The organism is Halorussus sp. AFM4, assembly GCF_051194995.1.
Taxonomy (GTDB): Archaea; Halobacteriota; Halobacteria; order Halobacteriales; family Haladaptataceae; genus Halorussus.
The window spans coordinates 1,120,947-1,145,805 of record NZ_JBNTJT010000001.1 but is presented as its reverse complement, the minus strand read 5'-3'; the positions used below and the strand labels follow the sequence as shown (position 1 = coordinate 1,145,805).

Annotated in this window: 23 protein-coding genes; 17 read left to right on the top strand and 6 right to left on the bottom strand. The window is 69.6% G+C overall.

Annotated features, from left to right (window positions below; translation table 11 throughout):
- Nucleotides 1-19: 19 nt before the first annotated feature.
- The 3 genes from ACQUQF_RS05960 to ACQUQF_RS05950 form a co-directional block, all read right to left on the bottom strand.
- Nucleotides 20-1,168 (bottom strand): radical SAM protein, encoded by a 1,149-nt coding sequence (locus ACQUQF_RS05960; RefSeq protein WP_435176740.1) that lies wholly within the window; start codon nucleotides 1,166-1,168, stop codon nucleotides 20-22.
- Between the two features lie 4 nt (nucleotides 1,169-1,172).
- Entirely contained in the window at nucleotides 1,173-1,691 is a 519-nt protein-coding gene (locus ACQUQF_RS05955; RefSeq protein ID WP_435176738.1) for a halocyanin domain-containing protein, read from the bottom strand.
- Nucleotides 1,692-1,858: 167 nt separating this feature from the next.
- Nucleotides 1,859-2,491 (bottom strand): hypothetical protein, encoded by a 633-nt coding sequence (locus ACQUQF_RS05950; RefSeq protein ID WP_435176736.1) that lies wholly within the window; start codon nucleotides 2,489-2,491, stop codon nucleotides 1,859-1,861.
- Nucleotides 2,492-2,927: 436 nt separating this feature from the next.
- Between ACQUQF_RS05950 and prf1 the strand changes: the two genes are divergently transcribed.
- The 3 genes from prf1 (at nucleotide 2,928) to ACQUQF_RS05935 (ending at nucleotide 5,814) form a co-directional block, all read left to right on the top strand.
- Complete coding sequence (gene prf1 / locus ACQUQF_RS05945; RefSeq protein WP_435176734.1) at nucleotides 2,928-4,004, top strand: peptide chain release factor aRF-1; 1,077 nt, start codon at nucleotides 2,928-2,930, stop codon at nucleotides 4,002-4,004.
- Nucleotides 4,005-4,156: 152 nt separating this feature from the next.
- Complete coding sequence (locus ACQUQF_RS05940; RefSeq protein WP_435176732.1) at nucleotides 4,157-4,432, top strand: DUF2249 domain-containing protein; 276 nt, start codon at nucleotides 4,157-4,159, stop codon at nucleotides 4,430-4,432.
- Nucleotides 4,429-5,814 carry a hypothetical protein gene (locus ACQUQF_RS05935; protein ID WP_435176730.1) on the top strand — a complete coding sequence of 462 codons (1,386 nt, stop codon included), beginning with the start codon at nucleotides 4,429-4,431 and terminating at the stop codon, nucleotides 5,812-5,814. Before ACQUQF_RS05940 ends, ACQUQF_RS05935 begins: the two co-directional genes overlap by 4 nt.
- Before the next feature lie 55 nt (nucleotides 5,815-5,869).
- On the opposite strand, the gene ACQUQF_RS05930 is transcribed toward ACQUQF_RS05935, so the two are convergent.
- Nucleotides 5,870-6,850 (bottom strand): hypothetical protein, encoded by a 981-nt coding sequence (locus tag ACQUQF_RS05930; RefSeq protein ID WP_435177613.1) that lies wholly within the window; start codon nucleotides 6,848-6,850, stop codon nucleotides 5,870-5,872.
- Between the two features lie 41 nt (nucleotides 6,851-6,891).
- Nucleotides 6,892-7,128, bottom strand: a complete 237-nt coding sequence (locus ACQUQF_RS05925) for a DUF4177 domain-containing protein (RefSeq protein WP_435176728.1) — start codon at nucleotides 7,126-7,128, stop codon at nucleotides 6,892-6,894.
- 142 nt (nucleotides 7,129-7,270) lie between these two features.
- Between ACQUQF_RS05925 and ACQUQF_RS05920 the strand changes: the two genes are divergently transcribed.
- The 7 genes from ACQUQF_RS05920 (at nucleotide 7,271) to nirK (ending at nucleotide 13,651) form a co-directional block, all read left to right on the top strand.
- Nucleotides 7,271-7,651: a cupin domain-containing protein gene (locus tag ACQUQF_RS05920; RefSeq protein ID WP_435176726.1), complete on the top strand. Its 381-nt coding sequence runs from the start codon at nucleotides 7,271-7,273 to the stop codon at nucleotides 7,649-7,651.
- 120 nt (nucleotides 7,652-7,771) lie between these two features.
- Nucleotides 7,772-8,416: a hypothetical protein gene (locus ACQUQF_RS05915; RefSeq protein WP_435176724.1), complete on the top strand. Its 645-nt coding sequence runs from the start codon at nucleotides 7,772-7,774 to the stop codon at nucleotides 8,414-8,416.
- A gap of 103 nt (nucleotides 8,417-8,519) precedes the next feature.
- Complete coding sequence (locus ACQUQF_RS05910; RefSeq protein ID WP_435176723.1) at nucleotides 8,520-8,747, top strand: DUF2249 domain-containing protein; 228 nt, start codon at nucleotides 8,520-8,522, stop codon at nucleotides 8,745-8,747.
- A 19-nt stretch (nucleotides 8,748-8,766) separates the two neighbouring features.
- The gene (locus ACQUQF_RS05905) at nucleotides 8,767-9,075 is read left to right on the top strand and encodes a cupin domain-containing protein (protein ID WP_435176721.1); all 309 of its coding nucleotides are present in this window, start codon (nucleotides 8,767-8,769) and stop codon (nucleotides 9,073-9,075) included.
- Between the two features lie 275 nt (nucleotides 9,076-9,350).
- Nucleotides 9,351-11,648: a nitric-oxide reductase large subunit gene (locus tag ACQUQF_RS05900; protein WP_435176719.1), complete on the top strand. Its 2,298-nt coding sequence runs from the start codon at nucleotides 9,351-9,353 to the stop codon at nucleotides 11,646-11,648.
- 212 nt (nucleotides 11,649-11,860) lie between these two features.
- Nucleotides 11,861-12,268 (top strand): hypothetical protein, encoded by a 408-nt coding sequence (locus ACQUQF_RS05895; RefSeq protein WP_435176717.1) that lies wholly within the window; start codon nucleotides 11,861-11,863, stop codon nucleotides 12,266-12,268.
- Between the two features lie 312 nt (nucleotides 12,269-12,580).
- Nucleotides 12,581-13,651, top strand: coding sequence for a copper-containing nitrite reductase (gene nirK / locus ACQUQF_RS05890; protein ID WP_435176715.1), 1,071 nt, complete (start codon nucleotides 12,581-12,583; stop codon nucleotides 13,649-13,651).
- Nucleotides 13,652-13,883: 232 nt separating this feature from the next.
- Here the strand turns inward: nirK and ACQUQF_RS05885 are convergent, their stop codons facing one another.
- Nucleotides 13,884-14,630, bottom strand: a complete 747-nt coding sequence (locus ACQUQF_RS05885) for an IclR family transcriptional regulator (RefSeq protein WP_435176713.1) — start codon at nucleotides 14,628-14,630, stop codon at nucleotides 13,884-13,886.
- A gap of 326 nt (nucleotides 14,631-14,956) precedes the next feature.
- Between ACQUQF_RS05885 and ACQUQF_RS05880 the strand changes: the two genes are divergently transcribed.
- The 7 genes from ACQUQF_RS05880 (at nucleotide 14,957) to ACQUQF_RS05850 (ending at nucleotide 24,840) form a co-directional block, all read left to right on the top strand.
- Nucleotides 14,957-16,255 (top strand): ABC transporter substrate-binding protein, encoded by a 1,299-nt coding sequence (locus ACQUQF_RS05880; protein ID WP_435176711.1) that lies wholly within the window; start codon nucleotides 14,957-14,959, stop codon nucleotides 16,253-16,255.
- Between the two features lie 21 nt (nucleotides 16,256-16,276).
- The gene (locus ACQUQF_RS05875; RefSeq protein WP_435176709.1) at nucleotides 16,277-17,296 is read left to right on the top strand and encodes a carbohydrate ABC transporter permease; all 1,020 of its coding nucleotides are present in this window, start codon (nucleotides 16,277-16,279) and stop codon (nucleotides 17,294-17,296) included.
- On the top strand, nucleotides 17,289-18,158 hold the full coding sequence (locus ACQUQF_RS05870) for a carbohydrate ABC transporter permease (RefSeq protein ID WP_435176707.1): 870 nt from the start codon (nucleotides 17,289-17,291) through the stop codon (nucleotides 18,156-18,158). Before ACQUQF_RS05875 ends, ACQUQF_RS05870 begins: the two co-directional genes overlap by 8 nt.
- Nucleotides 18,159-18,164: 6 nt before the next feature.
- Nucleotides 18,165-19,304: an ABC transporter ATP-binding protein gene (locus tag ACQUQF_RS05865; protein ID WP_435176705.1), complete on the top strand. Its 1,140-nt coding sequence runs from the start codon at nucleotides 18,165-18,167 to the stop codon at nucleotides 19,302-19,304.
- Complete coding sequence (dgoD, locus tag ACQUQF_RS05860) at nucleotides 19,301-20,455, top strand: galactonate dehydratase (protein WP_435176703.1); 1,155 nt, start codon at nucleotides 19,301-19,303, stop codon at nucleotides 20,453-20,455. Before ACQUQF_RS05865 ends, dgoD begins: the two co-directional genes overlap by 4 nt.
- A gap of 40 nt (nucleotides 20,456-20,495) precedes the next feature.
- Nucleotides 20,496-22,697, top strand: coding sequence for an alpha-galactosidase (locus tag ACQUQF_RS05855; RefSeq protein WP_435176702.1), 2,202 nt, complete (start codon nucleotides 20,496-20,498; stop codon nucleotides 22,695-22,697).
- 154 nt (nucleotides 22,698-22,851) lie between these two features.
- Nucleotides 22,852-24,840, top strand: coding sequence for a beta-galactosidase (locus ACQUQF_RS05850; RefSeq protein ID WP_435176700.1), 1,989 nt, complete (start codon nucleotides 22,852-22,854; stop codon nucleotides 24,838-24,840).
- Nucleotides 24,841-24,859 lie beyond the last annotated feature (19 nt).

Genomic DNA, 24,859 nt, shown 5'->3' with positions numbered 1-24,859 from the left:
TCGGTTCATCGCGGTCGGCTCACGGCGAGTCGGCGATCCGGTCCGGTTCGACGTCGGTCCGCTCTGCGGCGCCGTCCCGTCCGGGGTCGTCCCCCGGGAGCGGGCCGTCGTAGCCCTCGGGGACGAACGAGCAGAGCGGGTCGGCTTCGAGCGGGTCACCGGTCGTGGCGTAGGCCCGGGAGCGACTGCCCCCGCAGACGTTCCGGTAAGGGCAGGCCCCGCACTTGCCGCGGAGCGCGTCGGGGTCCCGCAACTGCTCGAACAGGTCGGCGTTCCGGTAGATGTCGACGACGCTCCGGTCCCGGACGTTGCCCGCCGACTCGGGCAGGAACCCCGAGGGGTACACCTCGCCGACGTGGCTCACGAAGGCGAAGCCGTCGCCCGCGGTGATGCCCATCTGTCGGTCGGGCGTCGCCTCGGTCTTCTGGACCGCGACCCGGCGGTAGTGGGGCGCCTCGGTCGTCTTGACGCCGAAGGGCCACTCCTCGCGCTGCTCGACCAGCCACTCCATCACGCGCTCGGCCCGGTCGGGGCCGATGGGGTCGAGCGCCGCGCCCCGGCCAACCGGCACGAGGAAGAAGACGCTCCAGAGCACCGCGCCGAGGTCGGCCACCAGGTCGGCGACGGCCGGCAGGTCGGCGACGGTCTGGCGGCACACCGTGGTGTTGACCTGGAGGGGCAGCCCCGCGTCGGCGGCGGCCTGGGCGGCCGACACCGTCTCCCGGAAGCTCCCCGCCTCGCCCCGGAACGCGTCGTGGCGCTCGGCTGTCGCACCGTCGACGCTGACCGCCATCCGGCGCAGGCCCGCGTCCGCCAGGTCGCCGACCGCCTCCCGGGTCAGCGAGGCGGTCCCGCTGGGCGTCATCGTGACGTGGAGGCCGGCGTCGGTGCCGTACTCCACCAGTTCGACCGCGTCGTCGCGCTTGAGGGGGTCGCCGCCCGAGAACACCACCAGCTGGTTCTCGCCGAACTCGGCGGTCCGGTCGAGCAGCGCCTTCGCCTCGGCGGTGGTGAGCTCGTCGGGGTGGCGGTCTGGCTGGGCGTCGGCCCGGCAGTGCTCGCAGGTCAGGTCGCAGGCCCGGGTCAGCTCCCAGACGAGCACGAACGGCCGCTCGTCGGTGTCGACCCGGCGGGGCGGGCCGGCCGAGCGACTCGCTGGCTTCGACATGGGCTCACTCCACGACGACCGCGCCCTTCATGCCCATCGGCTTGTGGGGCGTGCAGTAGTACTTGTAGGTGCCGGCGCTGTCGAACGTGTGCGAGAAGGTGAACCCCTCCTTCTGGGTCTGCTCGCTCTCGAAGGCGCCGCCGTCCGCGACGACGTTGTGGAGGCTCCCCTTGCCGGTCCACTCCCAGACCACCTTGGTGCCGGTCGAGACCTTGACCGCGGCTGGCGCGAACGCGAAGTTGCCGCCGTTGCCCTTCGCGCCGACCTTCACGGTCACCTCCGACTGGCCGGTCTTGTCCACGACGCCGTCGAAGTTCGAGGTGTTGTCGAACCAGCCGTCGAAGCTGACGGAGTTGCTCCCGCCACCGTCGCCGCTCCCGCCGGAGCCGCCCGTCGTCGCGTCTTCGCCGCCCGATCCGCCGCCGTCGCCGCCGCTGCTCGAACAGCCCGCGATGGCGGCGGTCGCCGCGCCGGCGGCCATCGTCTTCAGCACCGTCCGTCGGTCGAGGGTATCTCGGTCCATCTCGTTCCCGACTTCGGGGGCTACATAAATGGCGGTGGCCATGATTCCCGCGAGCTGAAAACGGCGGGCGAACGTGTTCGGTGTCGCGGCCACCCGGCGTTCGCCGGTTCCCGCTCGCCCGCCGGACCGCCAGCGGCGCCTCGGCGCAGCGCACCGAGACGGCGCCGTCAGTCGTAGACGGTCTCGTGGACGGTGTCGTTGTGTACGACCCGGCCCGGACCGACGAACCGGAACTCCTCGATGTCGCCCGCGTACTCGAAGACGTCGGTGCCGCGGCGCGCGCCGACGTGGCCGACCGCGTGGCCGTCGTCGACCTCGTCGCCGGCGTCGCGCTGCTCGACCGCGCCCGACGCGCGGAACTCGTAGACGCTCGGCCGTCCGCCGCCGCCCTCGATCCGGACGACGTTGCCGGTCGGCGGCGTGTCCGCGAACTGCAGCTGGATCGAGCCGGGCGTCTGGTCGACCGCGTCGCGGTCCAGCGGGTCGCCGTCCCGGTACACCGCGACGGGGCCGGCGACGGTGAGGCCGGTCAGCTCCCCCGCGTACCGGAACGTGTCGACGCCCCGGACCGGCCCGAGGTACCCCCGCGCCCAGTCGCGGTCGACCGTGTCGCCCCGGTCGACCTGCTCGATCCGACCGCTCGCCGTGAACTTGTAGCCGCCGAGGCCCCCGCCCTCGCTCTCGAACGTCAGGACGCGGGTCGGTTCGCCCGCCGCGACCCGGCCGACCGAGAGCGTCGCGGCCCCGGCCGCCAGCCCCCCTCGCAGGAACGCGCGCCTGGTGTGCTCTCCCCTCGACATCGTGGGCGTTTCGACTACCCCTACCGCCTTTGTAGTTGAGAGGCTAACCCGGCGTAGTCGCGGACTATCGCGACCGGCCGCCTCGCCCGGTTCGAGCTTTAACAGCACGCGAGAATCCTTGAATAGTTACACACGCAATTAATGGAAAACATACACCACTTCACGTATCAGACAGTTGATTTCATTTGGCCTTGTTTTGCCAAACGTGATTGGGTTGTGATATTCACTCGGCACCCTATTCCACGTCGATGGGATGACGGGGAGTAATGTTTTTTAAAGTCGCCTCGCTAAACGGTAGTATGCGCCGACCGAAGCGCGGTTTCGGCCGGATTGGTCGCTTCCTGAGTTCCTTCGCTATCTTTCCGTAGCTGGTAGCTGAGGCCGTTGCGCCTCACGGTTGCGCGTTGCTCGCAAATCACCAAGCTACCAGCATACAATGTCACAAGCATACGACCTCCGCGAACAGATCGACCAACTCGAATCACTCGAAGGCGAAGGGACAGAACTCGTCACGATTACTGTCCCACCAGACAAATCTCTCGCGTCTATTCGGGAGCGAGTGCAGCAAGAATACGCCGGTGCAGAGAACATCAAATCGGACAAAACGAGAGAGCGGGTCCAGCAGGCCCTTAGCCGAATCCAGCGCATTCTCCGGAATTACGCGAGAACACCCGAGAACGGGATAGTTGTCTATGCTGGCGTCATCGGTGGCGAACTCACGTCATACGCATTCGACGATCTCCCGGAACCGGTCTCCGAGTCAACTTACAGGTGTGACGACCACTTCGACTTAACCGCGCTGATAGATGCAACCACGCCCGATGATACCTTTGGTCTGATAGTAGTCGAGCGCGGAGGCGCAGCTGTCGGCCGATTAGTCGGAGATCGTATTATCCCAATTCGCACACTTGAGAGTCAAGTGATGGGGAAAACGCGCGCTGGCGGACAGTCTGCCCAACGGTTCAAGCGAGAGCGAGAGCGGCAGAAACACGAATTTTTCCAGAAGGTAGCCACTATCGCAAACGATGGGCTGGCGGCTGGTGATGAAATCGTTACTGGTGTTGCTGTCGGCGGGACGTTGGCTACCGTGAAGGAGTTCGTGAACGGCGATTATCTCGATTATAGGCTCCAAGATAGAGTTCTCGGGACTTACTCCGTTGAATACGGTAACGTTCAGGGTCTGAACCAACTCGTTGAAAAGGCAGAGTCTCAGATTCTGGATGCTGAACGCCAAGAAGAGTGGGAAGTCCTTGATGAATTCTTCAAACGCCTTCGTGACGGAGATACTGTCGCATATGGCGTTGATGAAGTGGAGAAAGCCATTGAATACGGAGCTGTGGATACCGCGATCCTTTCTACCGAGATCCCACAAAACCGCCGAAGGGAGATTCAGAAAGGAGTAGATCAGCAAGGTGGCGACACGTGCGTTGTCTCGACCGAAACTGAGCGAGGGGCGCAGTTTGCTGAAACGTTCAACGGCGTCGGTGCACTGCTTAGATATTCCGTGAGTTGAGTATCGACGGCCCAATCATCAACACTTAACCCGGATTCACAGGAATGCAAGCGCTGTCTGGATTCGAGCGCGGGGTCCCGGTCGACCGCCCGAGCTGCCCGTCGAACATGGTCGGGACAACCGATAGGCCCGAACCGACCGGAGTTCCGTCCATGACCGCGCGCGATTCCGCCCCCGCAGAGGGCGCGACCGACTCGACCGACGCCGCGGACCCGACCGTCCGCGAACTCGACGCCCGCGAGGTGGACGGCGAGCCGTTCGGCGCCATCTCGGCGGCGCTCGACGACCTCGGCGACGACGAGACGCTGGTGCTGTACAACGGCTTCGAGCCCGAACCGCTCTACGCGGTGCTCGACCGGCGCGGGTTCGACCACGAGACCGAGCGGGTCGAGCCGGGCGAGTGGCGGGTGGAGATCCGGCCGCGATGAGCGTCCCCGCCGGGGTCGACGCCGACCGCGGCCCGCCGATGGCGATCCCGCTCGCGCACTTCCTCGCGGGGTTCGGCTTCCTGCTGGCGGGCGCGGCGCTCGGCGTCCTGGGCGCGGTCGGTCGCGCGCCCGGTCTGGCCCGGCCCGCCCACGTCCACCTCCTGCTCGTCGGGTGGGTCTGTCTCACCATCCTGGGCGCGATGACCCAGTTCGTCCCGGTCTGGTCGGGCGTCGACCTCCACTCCCGCCGGCTCGCGGTCGCGCAGCTCGGGCTGGTGGCCGGCGGGGTCGCGGGGTTCGCGGGCCTGCTGCTGGCGGGCCGGCTCGACTGGCTGCCGGTCGCCGGCGCCGCGATGCTCGCGGGGTTCTGGACGTTCGTCTACAACGTCGGCCGGACGCTATGGCGGGCGGCGACCCCGGACGACGCCGACGCGGGCGACGGCGCCGGCCCCGCGCTCGACCCGACCGAGCGCCACTTCGCGCTCGCGCTCGGCTACGTCCTGCCGGTCACGGCGCTCGGCCTCCTGCTCGCGCTCGACTTCGTCCGGCCGACGCTGGCGCCGGCGGGGCTGGCTCGCCCGCGGGTCGTCGCGGCCCACGCCACGCTCGCGGTGTTCGGGATCGTCCTCACGACCGTGCTCGGCGCGCTCTACCAGCTGGCGACGATGTTCACCCAGACCGAGCTGCACGCCGTCGACGAGACCCTCCGGCGGGTCGAGGAGCGGACCTACCCGGCCGGCGTCCTCGTCCTCGCCGCCGGCCGGTTGATCGACCACGTCTGGCTGGCCCGCCTGGGCGCGGCCGCGGTGCTGGTCGGCCTGCTCGCGTTCGCCGCGGTGCTCGCCCGGAAGCTCCGCGAGACCCGGGTCGAGCGGACCCCGATGCTGTCGCGGTACGCGGTGGTCGCGCTCGCCCTCCCGGCGTGGGCGCTCGCGGCGGCCCCGGCGTGGCTCGCCGACCCCACCGACCCCGCCGCCACCTTCGGCCACCCCGCCGCGGGCCACCTGCTCGCGGCCGGCGCGGTCGGGTTCGTGGTGCTGGGCACGCTCTACCACGTCGTCCCGTTCATCGTCTGGGTCCGGCGGTACAGCGACCGCGTGGGCCTGGAGCCGGTGCCCACGATCGACGACCTCTACGACGACCGCCTCGCCGCCGTCGACTTCTGGCTCACGCTCGGGGGAGTCGGCCTGCTGCTCGCCGGCGAGGTCTGGGGGTCCGGGTCCGCCCGCCTCGCCGGCGGCGTCGCCGCGACCCTCGGGTTCGCCGTCTTCGCCGCCAACCTCGCTGGGGTCGTGGTCCGCCACGGCCCGGAGTCGCTCCGCGTCGGCGCGCTCGGCGGGGCGTCTGGCGAGTCCGGCGACCCCGACGAGCAGTTCCCGTGAGGCCGGCCGCCCGGACCGACGCGCGGTCCCTGCCCGGCAGCGGGACGGCCGGGGGCTACCGCTGGGAGTCCCGGAGGATGAGCGGTTCGATGGCGAGCGTCCGCTTGGCGACCGTCACGATGCGGAGGACGTACGAGGTGAACAGCAGGAACGGCACCAGCGTCGCCGTGAACGCCGCGCCGACGGCCCAGGTCGCGTTCGGCACCGCCAGCGTGGCGCCGGGGAACGTGCCGGCGTCGACGACCGTGAGCATGACGCCGGCGACCACCAGCGCCGGGATGGCGGCGTAGAGGATCATCTGCGAGAGGCTGACCAGCTCCCACTCGAAGTAGAGGGTCTTGACGTGCTCGCGGGCCGGGCCGAACATGCTGAGCGCGGTCTTCAGGTCGTCGAGCAGCCCCAGCTCCTCCTCGCTGAGGCTGTCCTCGTACTCGCTGGCGATGCGCTCGACCTGGAATATCTTCCAGCCGTAGTTGAAGTCGAGCGCGGCGAAGGTCACGTCGAAGCTGCCGAACTCCGCGCCGTCGAGCTCGTCGCGGACCGCCTCGGCGTTGCTGGTGAGGCTGTCGGTGAACTCCTCGACCTCCTGGCGGAGCTCGTCGTCGTCGTTCTCGGCGGTCCGCTCGCGGAGCGCCTCGGCCCGGTCCCGGGCCACCCCCACCAGCTCCCGGAGGAACGCCGAGGGGTCCGCGGGGCTGGGCGACCCGATAAGCTCCTCGGCGAAGTCCCGGAAGTCCATCGAGTTCTGCATCCGGGTGCGCTGCTCGCCGAGGGGACCGTTCTCCTGGGAGAGCACGAGCTGGCCGATGGTGACGACCAGCGTGGTGCCGGTGATGATGGCCCCGATCATCGTCGAGAACATCGTCTCGATGGTGTCGCCCGTCCGGAGCTGGGGCACCACGGGCTGGGGCAGGAGGGTGACGGCCGCGACGAACGCCGCGAACACCCCGAGCGAGAGGACCGCGGTCACCTGCAGTCGGCTCGCCCCGAGCAGCAGCCAGAGCTTGACCCGGCTCTCGTCCGCGCGCTCGCGCATCGTGTCGGCGGTGGCGATGTCCTCGCCCTCGGCGTTCTCGCTCACCGCGAGTCACCGTCGCTCTCGCCGTCGCCGCCCTCGCCGGCCGGGTCCGCGGGGCGCTTGAAGACGAGGTACTTCGACCCGCCGCCGGTGTAGTCGATGGTCGTGACCAGCTCCCAGCCGTCGGCGCCCCAGTCGTTGAGTTCGGCCTCCGGGTCCTCGGCCTCCTTCTTGGTCTCGCCCCGCGGCGGCCTGAGCGTCTTGTACTCCCAGCGACGCGGTTGCGTTCGGCCCATCTCGTTCTCCTGACGTGACCGACGCCACTAAGCGTGGCGGCGGTGACGGCCCGGAACAGCTCCTTCCGTTCCCCCGGCGCTGGTCCGCCGACCGAACGCGTTCGCCGAAGCCACCACGACCGCCTCGGCCCTCGGTTCCGGCATGGTCGCGACCGACTTCGACGCCGAGCGCGCGTACGACGACGAGCGGTTCTCAGCGCGGTCCGTCTTCCGGAGCGACCGGATGAAGGTGGTGCTGGGCTACTTCGAGCCGGGCCAGTTCATCCCGGTCCACGCTCCGGACAGCGACGTGGCGATCACGGTCCGCGAGGGCTGCGGGGTCGTCCGGGACGGCGACGACGAGCACGCGGTCGAACCGGGCGACGTCGTGGTCGTGCCCGCGGGCGAGGACCGCGGCGTGAAGGCCGAGGACCGGCGTTTGGAGGCGACGCTGGTGACCGCCCCGCCGCCGACCGACGCCGAGCACGGACCGGTCCGGGAGGGGCTGCGGACGGGCGAGTTCGAGCCCCGAGGCGACGAGTGAACCGCGGACTCGTCGCCCCGTCGCGGTGAGCCACCGGCGAGCGTCAGCGACGCCACGACGACGTCCGGTCCGCGAGCGGTCAGCACAAAGCACTTGTAGGGATGCTCACAGGACCACGGTATGGTCCCCCGCGCCGGTCCGCTCTGTCTCGCGCTCGCGCTGGTCCTCGCCGGGTGCGCCGGCGTCGCTCCCGGCGGCGAGCAGACGACGACCGACCCGACGGAGACGGCGACCCCCACTGCGACGACCGCCACTGTCGACGCGTCCACCGTCGCGGACGGTCCCGCGACGACCGCTATGCCTCCCACGCTCGAATCCGCGGCGCTCTCGGCGGTGGACCGCGAGCTGCTCGGTCGGGCGGTCGGGAACGACTCGGTCCGGGTGACGCGGACGAACGCCACCGGTCGCGTGACGCCCGAGACCGACGGCTGGCGGGTCCGCTACCGCGGCACGCTCTACCGGCTCTCGTGGCAGTACGGCGGCCTCTACGGCGAGTACCGGTTGCACGACGCGACCGAGGTGAACGCGTCGACCGTCGACCCCTCGACCGGCGTCGTCGCGTACGCGAATCTCACTCCGGACGCGAGGCGGCTGTTCGACGCCGCGCTGGCCGGCAACGAGTCCGAACTCTCCGCCCCGGGCGCGTTCCCCGACCAGCTCCGGGACAACGGGTACGTGACGCGCGGCGGCGACTACTACGCGCTCGAAGTCGCGGTCGCCGACCACGTCGTCTATCGGCTCTCGCTCGTCGAGGTCGAGTCCTGAACCGCCCCGAGCCGGGTTCCGACGGCGCTTCCCGCCGCACTCCGCGAGCCCCGAACACGTTCGGGGTAATCTGAAAGCGTCGCGTCCGCGAACCTCCACCCGCATGCCACGACTAGACGTCCGCGAGATTCCGCCGCCGGAGCGCCACCCCAAGATACACGAGGAGTTCGAGAGCCTCGACAGCGGCGAGGTGCTCGAGATCGTCAACGACCACGAGCCCAAGCCGCTGTTCTACGAGATGCGGGCCGAGGTGGAATCGTTCGACGCCGACGCCTACGAGGTCGAGCGCGAGGGCAGCGAGAAGTTCGTCGCCAGATTCCCCAAACAGTAGCCCGGAGTCCATCACTGCCATGACCGACACCGTCGCACTCGACGACCTGACCGAGCGACCCCGCGAGGTGGCGTTCCCGGGCGCGGAGCCGAAGACGGTCCGGCTCTCCCTGGAGGCGGGTGAGTCGGTCCCGGCCCACCGCCACCCCGAGCGCCAGATCGTGGTCCACCTCGTGTCCGGTCGGCTCGACGTCCGCGTCGACGGCGAGTCGAACGCGCTCGAACCCGGCGACCTCCTGCGGTTCGACGGCCGGAAGGAGGTGTCGCCGAGGGCGGAGGCCGACAGCACCGCGCTGCTCGTCCTCGCGCCGCGGGCCGACGAGGACTGAACCGGGACGACTGACGACCCGCCGGCTGGTGCTCGACGCGTGCAGCCACGGCGAGGGTCGGATCGCTCGCCGTGCCGTTTTCTCTTCCGCATCCCGGTAGCTGGAGACGGCCGACGACGCCGAGCGCGTGGTCCCGGAACGATACGCTGACGCACAGCACGATACCCGCGGCGAGGTATCGGTGTCCCCTGGAACCCGAACACGTTCGGCCGCCTTCCCAGCCGGCAGGAACCGCTGCCCCGTTAAAAGCCCCACGAGGGTCGACCTCGACGTGTATGAGAGTCGAACGTCGCACACTCGGGAAGGTACTCGCGGTCGTCTTCGTCCTCAACCTGGCCGTGATGGGGGCGGGCGCGTGGTACTCCTACCAGGAGGCCCCGCCCATCCCCAAGCGGGTCGAGGGCCCGGACGGCGGGACCGTCGTGACCGCCGAGCAGGTCCGGGAGGGCAAGACGATCTTCCAGTCGAACGGGCTGATGAACCACGGGTCGATACTGGGCAACGGGGCGTACTACGGCGAGGACTTCACCGCCGACGCCCTGGACCTGAAGGTGAAGTTCATGCGGGAGTACTACGCCCGCCAGCAGTACGACGCCTCGTCCTACGGGGCGCTCTCCGCCAGCGAGCGGGCCACGGTCGACGTGGCGGTGAAGTCCGACCTGACCGACGGGACGCCCGCGAAGGACATCGAGTACTCGGCTGCCGAGGCGTACGCTCACGAGCAGGTCCGGCAGGTGTACGTCGAGCGCTACCACGAGGGCAGCCCCGAGCGGGGCGTCCCGGCCGGGATGATCGAGACCGCCGAGGACGCGCGGCGGTTCGCCGACTTCGCGCTCTGGACCGCCTGGATCGCCCACACCGACCGGCCCGGCGCCGACCACTCCTACACCAACGAGTGGCCGTACAACCCCGCGGCGGGTAACGACGCCACCGGCGCGTCGATGACCTGGAGCGTGGTCGCGATGGTGCTGCTGGTCGCCGGCGCGGGCGTCGGGGTGTGGCTCTACAAGTCCATCGAGCTCCCCGAGCCCGAGACCGAGGGCGTCACCGTGCCGCGGCCCGACGAGGTCGACCTGTTCCCCGGCCAGGCCGCCGCGCTCCGGTTCGTCGTCGTCGGCGCGGGCCTGTTCCTCGCGCAGGTGCTGCTCGGCGGCCTGCTGGCCCACTACTACATCGAGCGGGCCGACTTCTTCGGGCTGGGCCGCCTGCTCGGGATCAACGTCCTCCAGCTGCTGCCGTTCTCCATCGCCAAGACCTGGCACATCGACCTGGGCATCCTCTGGATCGCGACGCTGTGGCTCGGGGCCGGCCTGTTCCTACCGCCGCTGCTGACCGGCCACGAGCCCCGCAGGCAGGGCGCGTGGATCAACCGGCTGCTCGGCGTGCTCGTCGTGGTCGTGGTGGGCGCGCTGGCGGGCATCTGGCTCGGCGCCAAGGGGTACTTCGACGGCGCGCTCTGGTGGATCGTCGGTAACGAGGGCCTGGAGTACCTCGAAGTCGGCCGGCTCTGGCAGGTCGGCATCCTGGTCGGCTTCCTGGCGTGGGCCGCGCTGGTGGCCCGCGGGCTCAAGCCGCTGCTCGACCGCGAGCCCCGCTACGGCCTCGCGCACATGATCCTGTACGCCGGGGGCTCGATCGCGCTGCTGTTCTGCGCGGGCTTCCTCTACACCCCGCAGACCAACATCGTCGTCACGGAGTTCTGGCGGTGGTGGGTCGTCCACATGTGGGTCGAGGGCGCCTTCGAGTTCTTCATCGTCGCGCTGGTCGGCGTCACGCTGGTCAGCATGAACCTCCTGGAGAAGCGCTCGGCCGAGAAGGCCGTGATGGTCCAGGCGCTGCTCGTGATGGGCACGGGCGTCATCGGGGTCTCGCACCACTACTGGTGGGTCGGCCAGCCCGACGTCTGGGTGCCCATCGGGAGCGCGTTCTCGACGCTGGAGCTCATCCCGCTCGTCTTCATCCTCTACGAGGCCATCGGCCAGTACCGCGCGATGTCGACCGGCGGCGAGTCGTTCCCCTACACGCTCCCGTTCATGTTCATCGTCGCCAGCGGCGTCTGGAACTTCGTCGGGGCGGGCGTGCTCGGATTCTTCATCAACCTGCCGTTCATCAACTACTTCGAGCACGGCACCTACCTCACGGTGGCCCACGCCCACGCCGCGATGTTCGGCGCGTTCGGCTTCCTCGCGCTGGGGATGGTGACCTACATGCTCCGGATCGCGGTGCCCGAGCGCCGGTGGGACGGCACCGACCTCCGGCGGGCGTTCTGGGCCTGGAACCTCGGGCTGGCGCTGATGGTCGCCGTTAGCCTGCTGCCGGTCGGGTTCCTCCAGCTCGAGGTCGCGTTCACGCAGGGCTACGACGCGGCCCGGAGCCTGGCGTTCTACGAGGGCGACCTGGTCCAGCTGCTGTTCTGGCTCCGGATGCCCGGCGACGCGCTGGTGATCCTCGGGACGGTCATCTTCGGCTACGACGCGGCGAAGAAGGTGCTGAACCGCGGCGCGACCACGCCCGTCGACGAACCGACCGACGCGCCGGTCGCCGCCGAGTCCGCGGTCGAGACCGACGACTGACGTAATCGGCCGCCCGTGGTCCGTCTTTCTGCGGAGTCGGAGTTCGTCAGCGAGCCGGATTTCTACAAACACTTCTGTGGTCTCGCCGCCGTTCGTGTTCGATTCCCGATGTAGTGTGTTGGCACCAGCCGTGAGAAACCGACAGACGAGCGTATCATCTCTGATAACTCGGACCCAACGGTTAAGAGACGCTTCTGCAGACGTACTGATACATGTCGATCGAAACGGTAGAGGAGACGAGCGAGTACACGATCGAGAAGGACACCGCGTGCGACATCCCAATCTTCGTCTACAACGAGTTCGCCTCGGGCGAGGCCCTCCGGGAGATCGCCGACAGATGGGCCGAGGTCATCGCGGAGGAGGGCGCCGAGCAGTACCTCGTGAACACCGAGGAGATCGCCGCGCACGACGACACCGACAAGGAGTGGCTCGCCGACACGTGGGTCCCGAACCTCATCGACCGGGGCGTGCGGGCCGGCGCTGGCGTGTACGCCGACTCCACCATCGCGGACATGGAGATGGAGCGCGTCGAGGAGATGCTGAGTTCGCTCGACCCCGACTTCGAGTACCGCGTGTTCGGGACCCAGGAGGAGGCGCTCGACTGGCTGGCCGGCCAGTAGCGCCGCGGCTCCGTCCCGCGTCGGGGAATCGCTCGACCGTCCCGTTCGGTCGAACCGGCTGACCGTTCTCGTCGGCGGTCGTCTCCCTTTCCCGGGGAGCGACTCGCGTAACCGCCTTCCCGTACGGCCCCGTCGCGGCTCTCCGCCGTCCCGCCGATAGCGCTACGGTGTCAACTACGAGCGACGACGACGAGTCGATTCCCGGAACCTGAGAACGGCGCGAACACGTTCGTTGGCCTTCCTGCGGCCTGAGAATCGGTTTCCCGATTGAAGGTGGGTCGGGCACTACCTGCAACTGTAAGGTGACTCCCAATGCCCGCAACCAACCGACGCACGGTGCTCCAAGGTATCGGCCTCGGCGGCGCGGCGGCGCTCGCCGGGTGCGCGACAGAATCGGCCCCCCGGGCCACCAGGACCCAGACCCAGAAAGCCATGAACAAGCAGAAACGGAAGGTCGCGAAGCGCGTCGCGGCGAACCCGGCGGACGTTCCGGAGCCGATCAGCCGTGACAGGCCGAAGACGGTCGAGGTGACCCTCCGCCCCGAGGAGGTCACCGCCGAGATCGAGGACGGGGTCACGTTCAACTACATGACGTACAACGGCCGGGTTCCCGGACCGATGATCCGGGTCCGGAAGGGCGACACCGTCGACCTCACCTTCGAGAACCCGGCCGAGAACGACATGCCCCACAACGTCGACTTCCACGCGGCCGCGGGGCCCGGCGGCGGCGCCGAGGCCACGATGACCGCGCCGGGCGAGACCGCCCACCTCCGGTTCGAGGCAACCTACCCCGGCGCGTACATCTACCACTGCGCGGTGCCGAACCTCGACATGCACATCTCGGCGGGCATGTTCGGCATCATCCTGGTCGAGCCCGAGGACGGGCTGCCCGAGGTGGACCACGAGTTCTACTTCGGCCAGCACGAGATCTACACCGACAAGCGCCCGGGCGAGAAGGGCCAGCACAGCTTCGACGTCGAGTCGATGAAGCGCGAGGAGCCGACCTACGTCGTGATGAACGGCGAGAAGTACGCCTGCACGCCCAACAGGTACGGGCCGGCGAAGGTGAAGACCGGCGAGACCGCCCGGGTGTACTTCGTCACCGGCGGGCCGAACCTCACCAGCAGCTTCCACCCCATCGGCAACGTCTGGGAGCGGCTCTGGCCCGAGGGGTCGCTGACGACGAGGCCCCAGACCCACATCCAGACCCGGCAGGTCGCGCCGGGCAGCACCACCGTCGCGACGATGAACTTCCCGGTGCCCGGCCCGTTCAAGCTGGTCGACCACTCGCTGACCCGGGTCGCCCGCAAGGGCTGCATGGCCGTCGTCCAGGCCGACGGCCCCGAGAACCCCGAGATATTCGACCCCGAGCCGAAGCAGTGAGGGTCGAGTCCCTCTCGGGCGGGCCGACCCCTGCGCTGGGACGCCCGGCGTTTCGCGACGCCGCGATTCGGATTTTAAATTGATGACGTCGCGAGGACCGAAGCCGAGTTTTCACCGATAGTGAACGGATCGGCGCCGCGCTGTGGCCCGCTTCTCGCCTGTCGTCACGAAACCTGCGTTAGAGTCGTTCTAGGCGACTTCTAACCCGTTCACTTTTGGTAAACGCAGTACGTCAGTCCGCGAGGCGGTTGACGCCGATCTTGTTGGCGGCGCTGAGGACCAGTCCGGGCATGTCCTCGTCGAGGCGCTTGCCGCTCATCCGGTCGGCCGGCCCGGAGACCGCGACCGCGCCGATCGCGCGGCCGTCGTCGGTCATCACGGGCGCGGCGACCGCCCGGCGGTCCGGAAACAGCTCCCCGCGGTCGAACGCGAGCCCCTGGTCGCGGACGGTCTGGAGTTCGCGCGCGAGCGCGTCGGCGTCGGTAATCGTCGCATCGGTGGGCGCGGCGACGTCGCCGTCGAGTACATCGGCCGCCGACGTGGAGGCGCGGTTCGCGAGGATGGCCTTCCCCCCCGCGGTGGCCTGTATGGGGACGCGACTTCCCGCCCGGAGTCGCGTCGACTCGTCGTCGCCCGCCCGATAGACGAAGACTGCCTCGCCCGCCTCCTCGACCACGAGGCTGGCCGTCTCCCCGCTCGAGTGGGCGAGTCGGTCGATCTCCGACCGCGCCGCGCGGTAGACGTCCCGGCCGGCCCGGATACGAGACCCGAGGTCGAGAAACTGCAGCCCGAGGCGGTACCGGCCGTCCCGACTGACGGCGTAGCCGAGCCTCTCGAGCGTCGCGAGGTGGTTGTGCGCGCTCCCCTTCGAGAGCCCGAGCCGGTCGGCGACCTCCGTCACGCCCGCCTCCTCGAGCTCCGCGAGCGCCTCGACGACCTCGAAGGTCGTGGCGGTCGCGCCGATCGGATAGTCCGTCATAGCGGGCCAGTCTCGCTCCAGCCACAAAGCTCTGTTCACCGATGCCGAACACCGATAGAACATTATCGTTGATTAAATTCGTGCCGATTCGACTCCACCGTCGATTCAGTCGCTCTATCCCGAGAATATCGGTGATTAGCCCGTTTCGTCTGCGGCAGGCAGTTCACTATTGGTGAATGGGCCTAATTATACGATATCACAGTCTGAATCCTTATTTCGATTACATTCATCGCGTTATATTGGCTACTGCCAACGATTATTACGATTCAGGCTCGAATACCAAAATTTATAACTTCCGGTGAAGTGGTATCGTGATAGCGTATCCCATGGTTGACAGAGCTACCGATTTGAACCGGCGGCGCGTGCTGAAAGGGGCGGGACTTGCCGGCGCGGCGACGCTCGCGGGCTGTATGGGCGGCGGCAGTTCCCAGAACGAGATGGCCGACTCCATCACCGCCTGGGGCTGGGACGTGGCGGCGAAGTCCCTCCAGATCACGGCCAAGGCCTACGAGAAGAACAACGATGCGACTGTGAACGTCAAGCAGATCGGTCGGTCGGACCTGAAGGACAAGTACAAGTCCAAGCTCCTCGCGGGCAGCGGCGCGCCCGCGGTCTCGATGATGGAGAGCGTCGACGCGGCGGCGTGGGTCGACACCGGCGGGCTCATGGACATCTCGGGCTATCTCGACGAGAGCGTCAAGAAGAAGTTCGTCTCGGGCAAGTGGGGGCCGCTCGAGAAGGACGGGAAGACGTACGCGCTCCCGTGGGACATCGGCCCGGTCGGGACGTTCTACCGCAAGGACGTCCTCGACGAGCACGGCGTGAAGATCGACAGCGTCGAGACGTGGGAGCAGTTCATCGAGGAGGGCAAGAAGCTCCCCGACGACATCGCGATGCTCAACATCCCGTCGAACGACTACGACGGGCTGTGGCGCATGCAGTACCGCCAGCTCGGCGGCCAGCCGTTCACGAAGGACGGGAAGGTCGCGTTCAACAACGACAAGAGCGTCCGCGTGGCGCGCAACCTCAAGCGACTGCGCGACGCCGGCATCACCGCCAGCGAGGCGTCGTGGTCGAGCTCGTGGTTCTCGGCGTTCAAGAACGGCTCGATCGCCTCGCTGTCGGCCGGCGCGTGGATGGAGGGCACCCTGAAGGCCGAGCTGCCCGAGACGTCGGGCAAGTGGCGGGTGATGCGCCCGCCGGCGTTCGAGAAGGGCGGCCCGCGCGCGACCAACTGGGGCGGCTCGAACCTCGTCATCGCCGACCAGGTCAGCGACGCGAAGGCCAACCGCGGCTACGACTACATGAAGCACTCGCTGGCGACCAAGGAGATGCAGATCAAGATGTACCAGGAGTACGGCATCTTCCCGGCGTTCAAGCCCGCCTACCAGAGCGACGCGTTCGACCAGGGCAGCGAGTTCCTCGGCGGCCAGCCGGCCGGCCGGCTGTTCGCGAACATCGCGCCCAACATCCCGCCGTACCGCTACACCACCGCGACGCCCGAGGTCACGAAGGCGATCAACACCCACTTCAGCGACATGATGAAGGGCAACGTCTCGCCGAAGAAGGCCGTCGAGAAGGCCGCGAAGCAGGTCGCGGACCGCACCGGTCGCAAGCTGGCCTGACGGCCGCGGAGTTCCTCCCTCATGGCTAACACTGACACGACAGCGGGCAAGCAGCGCGCAACGCTCCGCGACGAGCTCGTCGACGCGTACCGGTGGCGCCGCCAGCGACTCACCGCCAGCCTGCCGAGCGTCGAGGGCGTCCCGTACCTCTTCCTACTGCCGTTCTTCGTGCTGTTCGGGGTGTTCCTCGCGTTCCCCATCTTCTACACCATCTACCTCTCGTTCTTCCGGTTCGAGGGCGTCGGCGGCACCGAGCTGTTCACGGTGCCGGGACTGGGGTTCACCGTCACGACCATCTCGGACCTGCAGTTCGTCGGCCTCTCGAACTACCAGCGCCTGCTGGGCGACGCGCTGTTCCACCAGGCGATGTACAACACGCTGTTCATCCTGCTGGTGCAGGTGCCGCTGATGATCGCCATCGCGCTCTCGCTGGCGGTCGCGCTCGACGCCTCGTTCGTCCGATTGCGGGGGATCTTCCGGACGACGCTGGCAGTCCCCGTCTCGGCCAACCTGGTGGCCTACGCGACCGTCTTCGTCCTGCTCATGCAGGAGCACGGGCTGGTCAACTACGCGCTCGGGCTGGTCGGCATCGGGCCGATCCCGTGGTTCTCCAGCGACTTCTGGTCGCGGATGACCATCGTGGGCGCGGTCACGTGGCGCTGGACCGGCTACAACATGATCATCCTGCTCGCCGGCCTCCAGAACGTGCCCGAGCAGCTCTACGAGGCCGCCGAGATCGACGGGGCGAACCGCCTCCAGAAGTTCCGGTACGTCACGCTCCCCCAGCTCAAGCCGGTGCTGCTGTTCGTCGCGGTCACCTCGACCATCGGCACGTTCAAGCTGTTCTCCGAGCCGCTCATCGTGAGCGAGGCCGGCGCGTCGGCCGAGGCGACCCGGACCATCGTCCAGTACATCTACGAGATGGCGTTCGTCCAGTTCCAGCTGGGCTACGCCAGCGCGCTGACCTGGGTGCTCATCGCCGTGGTGAGCACGCTCTCGATCTTCCAGATCAAGGCCGTGGGAGGTGGCGACAGTGCGTGACCACCACCGGGAGTTCGCGTGGAAGGTCGCCACCTACGCGTTCCTGCTGGCCGCGGTGCTGGTCACGATCGTCCCGCTGTACTGGATCGTGGTGGCCGCGACCCTCGAGGAGCAGGCGTTCCTCGCGGCCGCCAGCGACCCGCGGCTCGTCCCCGGGTCGATCGCCCAGTTCCTCGAGAACTTCCGCGCGCTCCAGGCGCGGTCGGCCACCGAGTTCCTCGGCCACGAGTTCGGCTTCGTCGCGGCTATCGGCAACAGCGTCCTGGTGGCGACGGTGTACACGGCGCTGTCGCTGGTGCTGTGCTCGATGGGCGGGTTCGCCTTCGCCAAGTACGAGTTCAAGTACAAGGAGCCGATCTTCTACGCCATCCTGGCGACGCTCGTGCTCCCCATCCAGCTGCTGGTCATCCCACTGTTCCTGCTGATGTCGCGCATCGGGCTGACCAACACCTACTGGGCCATCATCCTGCCGTGGGCGGCCAACCCGCTGGGCATCTTCCTGATGCGCCAGAACATGCAGTCGATCCCCGACGCGCTGCTGGAGTCGGCGCGGATGGACGGCGCGACCGAGCTCCAGGTGTTCTACCGGGTGGCGCTGCCGACGATGAAGTCGTCGCTGGCGGCGCTGGCCATCGTCCTGTTCCTGTTCCAGTGGAACCTCTTCCTGTTCCCGCTGGTCATCCTGAGCCAGGACAAGTACACCATCCCGGTCGCCATCAGCGACCTCGTCGGCGCCCAGCGCGTCTACTACGACCAGATCATGGTCGCGGCGGGCCTCTCGATCGTGCCCATCTTCCTGCTGTTCCTCTTCCTGCAGAAGTACTTCGTCAGCGGCATCCTCGCCGGTTCAGTCAAGGAGTGATACATTATGGCTACGATAGAAATCGACGACCTACGAAAGGAGTTCGAGATGGACGACGGCGGCACCCTCACCGCCGTCGACGACGTCGACCTCACCGTCGAGGACGGGGAGTTCCTCGTTCTCGTCGGCCCCTCGGGCTGCGGCAAGACGACGACGCTGCGGTGCGTCGCCGGCCTCGAGGAGGTCACGAGCGGCGCCATCCGGTTCGACGGGGAGGACGTGACCGACCTGCGGGCCCGCGACCGCGACGTCGCGATGGTGTTCCAGAACTACGCGCTGTACCCCCACATGAACGTGCGGAAGAACCTGGGCTTCGGGCTCAAGCTCTCCTCGGAGCGCACCTCGGCCGAGATCCGCGACCGCGTCGAGGAGGTCGCCGAGATGCTGGGCATCTCGGACCTGCTCGCCAAGCGCCCCCGGGACCTCTCGGGCGGCCAGCAGCAGCGGGTCGCGCTCGGCCGCGCCATCATCCGCGAGCCCGAGGTGTTCCTGATGGACGAGCCGCTCAGCAACCTCGACGCCAAGCTCCGCTCGGAGATGCGGACCGAGCTCCAGGAGCTCCAGCACGACCTGGGCGTGACGACGATGTACGTCACCCACGACCAGACCGAGGCGATGGCGATGGGCGACCGCATCGCCATCATGAACGAGGGCGAGCTCCAGCAGGTCGGCACCGCCGAGGAGGTGTACACCGCCCCGGAGAACGAGTTCGTCGCGAAGTTCATCGGCTCGCCCAGCATCAACCTGTTCTCCGCGGACGTCGCCGACGGCGTCCTCCGGGGCCCCGGCGAGTTCGCGTACGCGCTCGACGACGCCTCCTGGGTCGAGGGCCGCGACCGGGTCCGGGTCGGGGTCCGGCCCGAGGACATCAGGCTGGTCGAGTCGGGCGGCAACGCCGCCGAGACCGCCGTGGTCGAGCCGATGGGCAACGAGAACTTCCTGTACGCCGACCTGGCGGGCCACGAGCTCACGGCCCGCATCGCGAGCCAGCTCCGGCCGGCGCCCGGCGAGACGGTCCGGTTCGACTTCGACGAGACCGCGCTCTACCTCTTCGACCCCGAGACGGGCGACGCGCTGAAGACCAAGACCGCCGCGACCGACGTGAGCGTGAGCGAGCACGTCTCGGCGGAGGGCGAGTCCGCATGACCGGCCGCATCGTCGACTACGAACTCTACGAGGTGCCCCCGCGGTGGCTGTTCCTCCGGCTGGAGACCAGCGACGGAGTGGTCGGCTGGGGCGAGCCGGTCGTCGAGGGCCGGGCCCACACGGTGCGGGCCGCGGTCGAGGAGCTGCTCGACACCTACCTGCTCGGGAAGGCGCCCGACCGCATCGAGGACCACTGGCAGACGATGTACCGCGGCGGGTTCTACCGCGGCGGCCCCGTCCTCATGTCGGCCATCGCGGGCATCGACCAGGCGCTGTGGGACATCAAGGGCAAGCGCTTCGGCGCGCCGGTCTACGAGCTGCTCGGCGGCCGGGCGCGCGACCGGATTCGAGTGTATCAGTGGGTCGGCGGCGACCGGCCGGCCGACGTCGGCGACGCGGCCCGCGAGAAGGTCGAGGAGGGGTTCACCGCGCTCAAGATGAACGCCACGCCCGAACTGGAGCGGGTCGACTCGCCCGCGGCCGTCTCCGAGGCGGAGGCGCGCCTCGGGGCGGTCCGGGAGGCGGTGGGCGACGAGGTCGATATCGGCGTCGACTTCCACGGCCGGGTCGCCAAGTCGATGGCCAAGCGCCTCGCCGCCGCGCTCGAACCCCACCAGCCCATGTTCATCGAGGAGCCGGTGCTTCCGGAACACAACGACGCCCTCCCGGAGATCGCGGCCCACACCACGACCCCCATCGCGACGGGCGAACGGATGTACTCCCGGTGGGACTTCAAGGAGGTGTTCGAGTCGGGCGCGGTCGACGTGATCCAGCCGGACCTGAGCCACGCCGGCGGCATCACCGAGGTCAGGAAGATCGCCGACATGGCCGAGGCCTACGACGTGGCGATGGCGCCCCACTGCCCGCTCGGCCCGATCGCGCTGGCGGCCTGCATCCAGGTCGACGCGGTCTCGCCCAACGCGCTCATCCAGGAGCAGAGCCTCGACATCCACTACAACGAGGGCAGCGACGTGCTCGACTACCTCGCGGACCCCTCGGTGTTCGACTACCGCGAGGGGTACGTCGACCTCCCCGAGGGGCCGGGGCTGGGCATCGAGATCGACGAGGACCACGTCCGGGCGAAGGCGGGCGACATCGACTGGCACAACCCCGTCTGGCGCCACGAGGACGGCAGCGTCGCGGAGTGGTGACCGTGGCGGGCGACGACCCGACCGCCGGGGGCCGGTGCTGATGGCGATCCGGGCGAGCGCCGGCGACACCGCGGTCGCCTACCACCCCGCGGAGGGCCGCCTCGTCGCGTCGCGCGACGGGACGACCCTGCTGGACGGTCGAGTCGGGCTCGAGGTCGACGGCGCGACGGTGCCGGCGACCCGGAACGCCCGGGACGATGCCGGTTTCGCTGAGTCCGACGCGAGCGGCGGGTCGGCCGGCGGGGAGTCCGGCGCGACGGCGGCCTCAGGCGGGGTCGTCCGCGCGGTCCACGACGACGGCGACGTCGGGGTCGCGGTCGAACTCGAACCGGGCGACCGCCACGTCGACGTCCGGCTCTCCCTGACCAACCGCGGCGCCGACCCGGTCGTCCTCGGGGACCTGCGCCCGCTGGCCGACGCGGCCGCCCCGACCCACGGCGCCGACGCCCGGCGCTACCGCCACGGCTACCAGTCGTGGACGCCCACGGCGACGCTGCCGGTCGGCGAGCGGTTCCCCGCCGAGGAGACCCCCGCCCAGATGCTCGACGCGGCCGCGCCGCCCGACGCCTCCCACGGCGTGACCGCGCTGCTGGCCGACGGCCGGGCGCTGACGCTGGGGTTCCTCGACCACTCGCGGTTCATGGCGCGCTTCGACGTCGACCACGACGAGAGCGGGGTCCAGGCCGTCTCGGCGGTCTGTCCCGGCGACGGGACGCGACTGGCGGCCGGCGAGCGCCTCGACCTCCCGCCGCTCCGGGTCGACGCGACCCGCGACCTCCCGGACGCGCTCGCCGCCGTCGCCGACGCGACCGCCGAGCGCATGGACGCCCGGGTCCCGGACACCGCGCCGACCGGCTGGTGCTCGTGGTACCACTACTTCACCGACGTCACCGCGGCCGACGTCCGGGAGAACCTCGACGCGCTCGCCGAGTGGGACGCCCCGCTGGACCTCGTCCAGCTCGACGACGGCTACCAGACCGCCTTCGGCGACTGGCGCACGCTCGCGGAAGGGTTCGACGACGCGGCGGCGCTGGTCGACGACGTGCGCGAGGCGGGCCGGACGCCCGGCCTCTGGCTGGCGCCGTTCTACGTCCAGGCGGACTCGGCGCTGGCCGCCGACCACCCCGAGTGGCTCGTCACGTCGGACGGCGAGCCGGTAGACGCCGGACCGCGACACGGGCCGATGTACGCGCTGGACACAACCCACCCCGGTGCACGGACCTGGCTCCGCGAGACGTTCGAGACCGTCGTCGACGACTGGGGGTTCGAGTACCTCAAGCTCGACTTCCTCTACGCCGCCGCGCTCCCGGGCGACCGTCACGCGGACGTCACCCGGGCCGAGGCGTACCGGCGCGGTCTGGAACTGATCCGCGAGGCGGCGGGCGACGAGACGTTCCTGCTGGGCTGTGGCGCCCCGCAGGGCCAGAGCGTCGGCCTCGTCGACGCGATGCGGGTCGGCCCGGACACCGCGCCCCACTGGCGCGCCGAGCCCGCGAGCCAGCCCGCCCACGAGAACGCGGTCCGGAACGTCCTCAACCGCCAGTGGACCCACCGCCGGCTCTGGCTCGCCGACCCCGACTGCCAGCTCGTGCGCGAGACGACCGACCTGACGCCCGCCGAGCGCCGGTCGTTCGCCACGGTCGTCGGGCTGCTCGGCGGCTCGAACCTCGTCAGCGACCGCGTGGCGGCCATCGGCGACGCCGGCCGGCGGCTGGTCGAGCGCTCGCTCCCGCCGGTCGAGACCGGCCGGGCGGTCGGCGTCGGCGACCGGGAGCTGCCGGCCCGGATCGTCGCCGACCGCCCGGCCGACGGCGCGCTCGCGGTCGCCGCGTTCAACTGGGCCGACGAGCCCCGGACGCTGCGCGTGGACCCGGCCGACCGCGGGGTCGACGCCGACGCGGTCCGCGTCTGGGACGCCTTCGAGCGCCGGTACCGCGGGTCGGGTCCGCTCGAGCGCGAGGTGCCGGCCCACGGCTGCCTGCTGGCCCACCTCGCGCCGGCCCGCGACCGACCCCACCTCGTCGGGGCCGACCACCTCGCGAACCTGGCCGGGCGGGTGACTGCGGTCGAGTGGGACGGCGACGGGACGCTGTCCGTGACGCTCGACGCGTCCCGGCCGCAGTCGGTGGTCGTCGCGACTCCCGGCGACTGGCGGCGCTCCGAGTCCGACGGCGACTCGGGCGAGACCGCCGAGGTCGAACTGCAGCCGGGCACCACCGACGTCGACTTCGAGCGCCGATGACCTCCGAGCGAGCACGCGAGTCCGTCACCGGAGGCGCACAGTCCGGAAACTCTCCCGGAAGTGATGATATGGCTACAGGAAATACACAGATGACTTCGACGAAGACAGGATCGCCCTCGAACCGGCCGACAGCACGACCCGTCCACCGATACCCATGAGCATCGGCGTCTGTTACTTCCCCGAGCACTGGCCCAGCGACCGGTGGGAACGCGACGTCGAACTGATGGCCGAGGCGGGCCTCGAGTACGTCCGCATGGCCGAGTTCTCGTGGGGTCGGGTCGAACCCGCCCGCGGGGAGTTCGACTTCGAGTGGCTCGACGAGGCCGTCGAACTGGTCGGTGAGTACGGGATGGAGGCGGTGCTCTGCACGCCGACCGCCACCCCGCCGAAGTGGCTCGTGGACGAGCGGCCCGAGATCCGGCAGGTCGACCGCGACGGCACCGTCCGCCACTGGGGGAGCCGGCGGTTCACCTGCTTCAACTCCGAGGCGTACCGCGAGGAGACCGAGCGCATCGTCCGGCGGTTCGCCGAGCGCTACGCCGACGACCCCCGGGTCGCGGGGTGGCAGACCGACAACGAGTACGGTTGCCACGCCACGGTCCGGTGCTACTGCGAGGACTGCGCCGCGGCGTTCCGCGAGTGGCTCCGCGAGCGCTACGGGTCGATCGAGGCGCTGAACGAGGCGTGGGGGACCGCGTTCTGGAGCCAGCAGTACGACTCGTTCGGCGCCGTCGAGCCGCCCCGGCCGACGCCAGCCGAACAGCACCCCTCGCGGCTGCTCGACTACTACCGGTTCTCGAGCGACAGCGTGGCGGCGTACAACCGGCTGCACGCCGACCTGCTCCGCGAGGCGAACGACGACTGGTTCGTCACCCACAACTTCATGGGCGACTTCGGCGAACTCGACGCCCACGCGCTGGCCGACGACCTCGACTTCCTCGCGTGGGACTCCTACCCGACGGGGTTCGTCCAGGACCGCCGGCAGGGCGAGCCCACCGCCGACGAGCTCCGGGCGGGCGACCCCGACGAGGTCGGGATGAACCACGACCTCTACCGGGGCGCCAAGCGCCGCCCGTTCTGGGTGATGGAACAGCAGCCCGGCGACGTGAACTGGCCGCCCCACGCGCCCCAGCCCGCCGACGGCGCGATGCGGCTCTGGGCTCACCACGCGGTCGCCCACGGCGCCGACGCGGTGCTGTACTTCCGGTGGCGGCGCTGCCGCGAGGGCCAGGAGCAGTACCACGCGGGGCTCCGGAAGGCGGACGGCTCGCCCGACCGCGGGTACCGCGAGGCGGGGCGCGCCGCCGACGAGCTGTTCGACCTCGGCCCGGTCGACGCGCCGGTCGCCGTGCTCCACGACTACGAGAACCTGTGGGCGACCGAGATACAGCCCCACTCGCCCGACTGGGACTACTGGGCCCACCTCCGGGCGTACTACGCCGCGATACGGCGCCACGGCGTGCAGGCCGACCTGGTCCATCCGGACGCGGACCTCGCGGAGTACGACCTCGTCGTCGCGCCCGCGCTCCACCTCGTCGACCCGGCGCGCGCCGACGCCCTGCGATCCTACGTCGCGGACGGCGGTCGGGTCGTCTTCGGGGCCCGGACGGGCGTGAAGGACCCTGCGAACAAGCTCCACGACGCGCCGGCGCCCGGCCCGCTCGCCGACCTGGTCGGCGCGACGGTCGACCGCCACGAGAGCCTGCCGGCGACCCTCGAGACCGCGGTCGCCTACGACGGCGAGACGTACGACTACCGGACGTGGGCCGAGTGGCTCGCTCCCGACGACGCCGCGGCAGCGGCGACCCACGAGTCCGGCGTCGCGGCGGGTCGCCCGGCCGTCACGGAACGCGAGCTCGGGGCGGGTGCGGTCACCTACTGCGGCGTCTGGCCCGAGCCGCCGCTGGCCGACGCGCTGCTCGCCGACGCGCTCGACGCCGCGGGCGTGCCGCGGACCGACCGCCTCCCCGAGAGCGTCAGGGTCGCCGAGCGCGACGGCTACGCCTGGGTGACCAACTTCGGGAGCGACCCGGTCGAGGTGGACGCCCCGGCGGGCGCCGCGTTCGTCGTCGGCGGCGAAACCGTCGAGGGGTTCGACGTGGCCGTGGTCGAGGCCCGCGCCGCCGACCTCGAGCTCGGCTGAGTCGGTGCGACGACCGGGT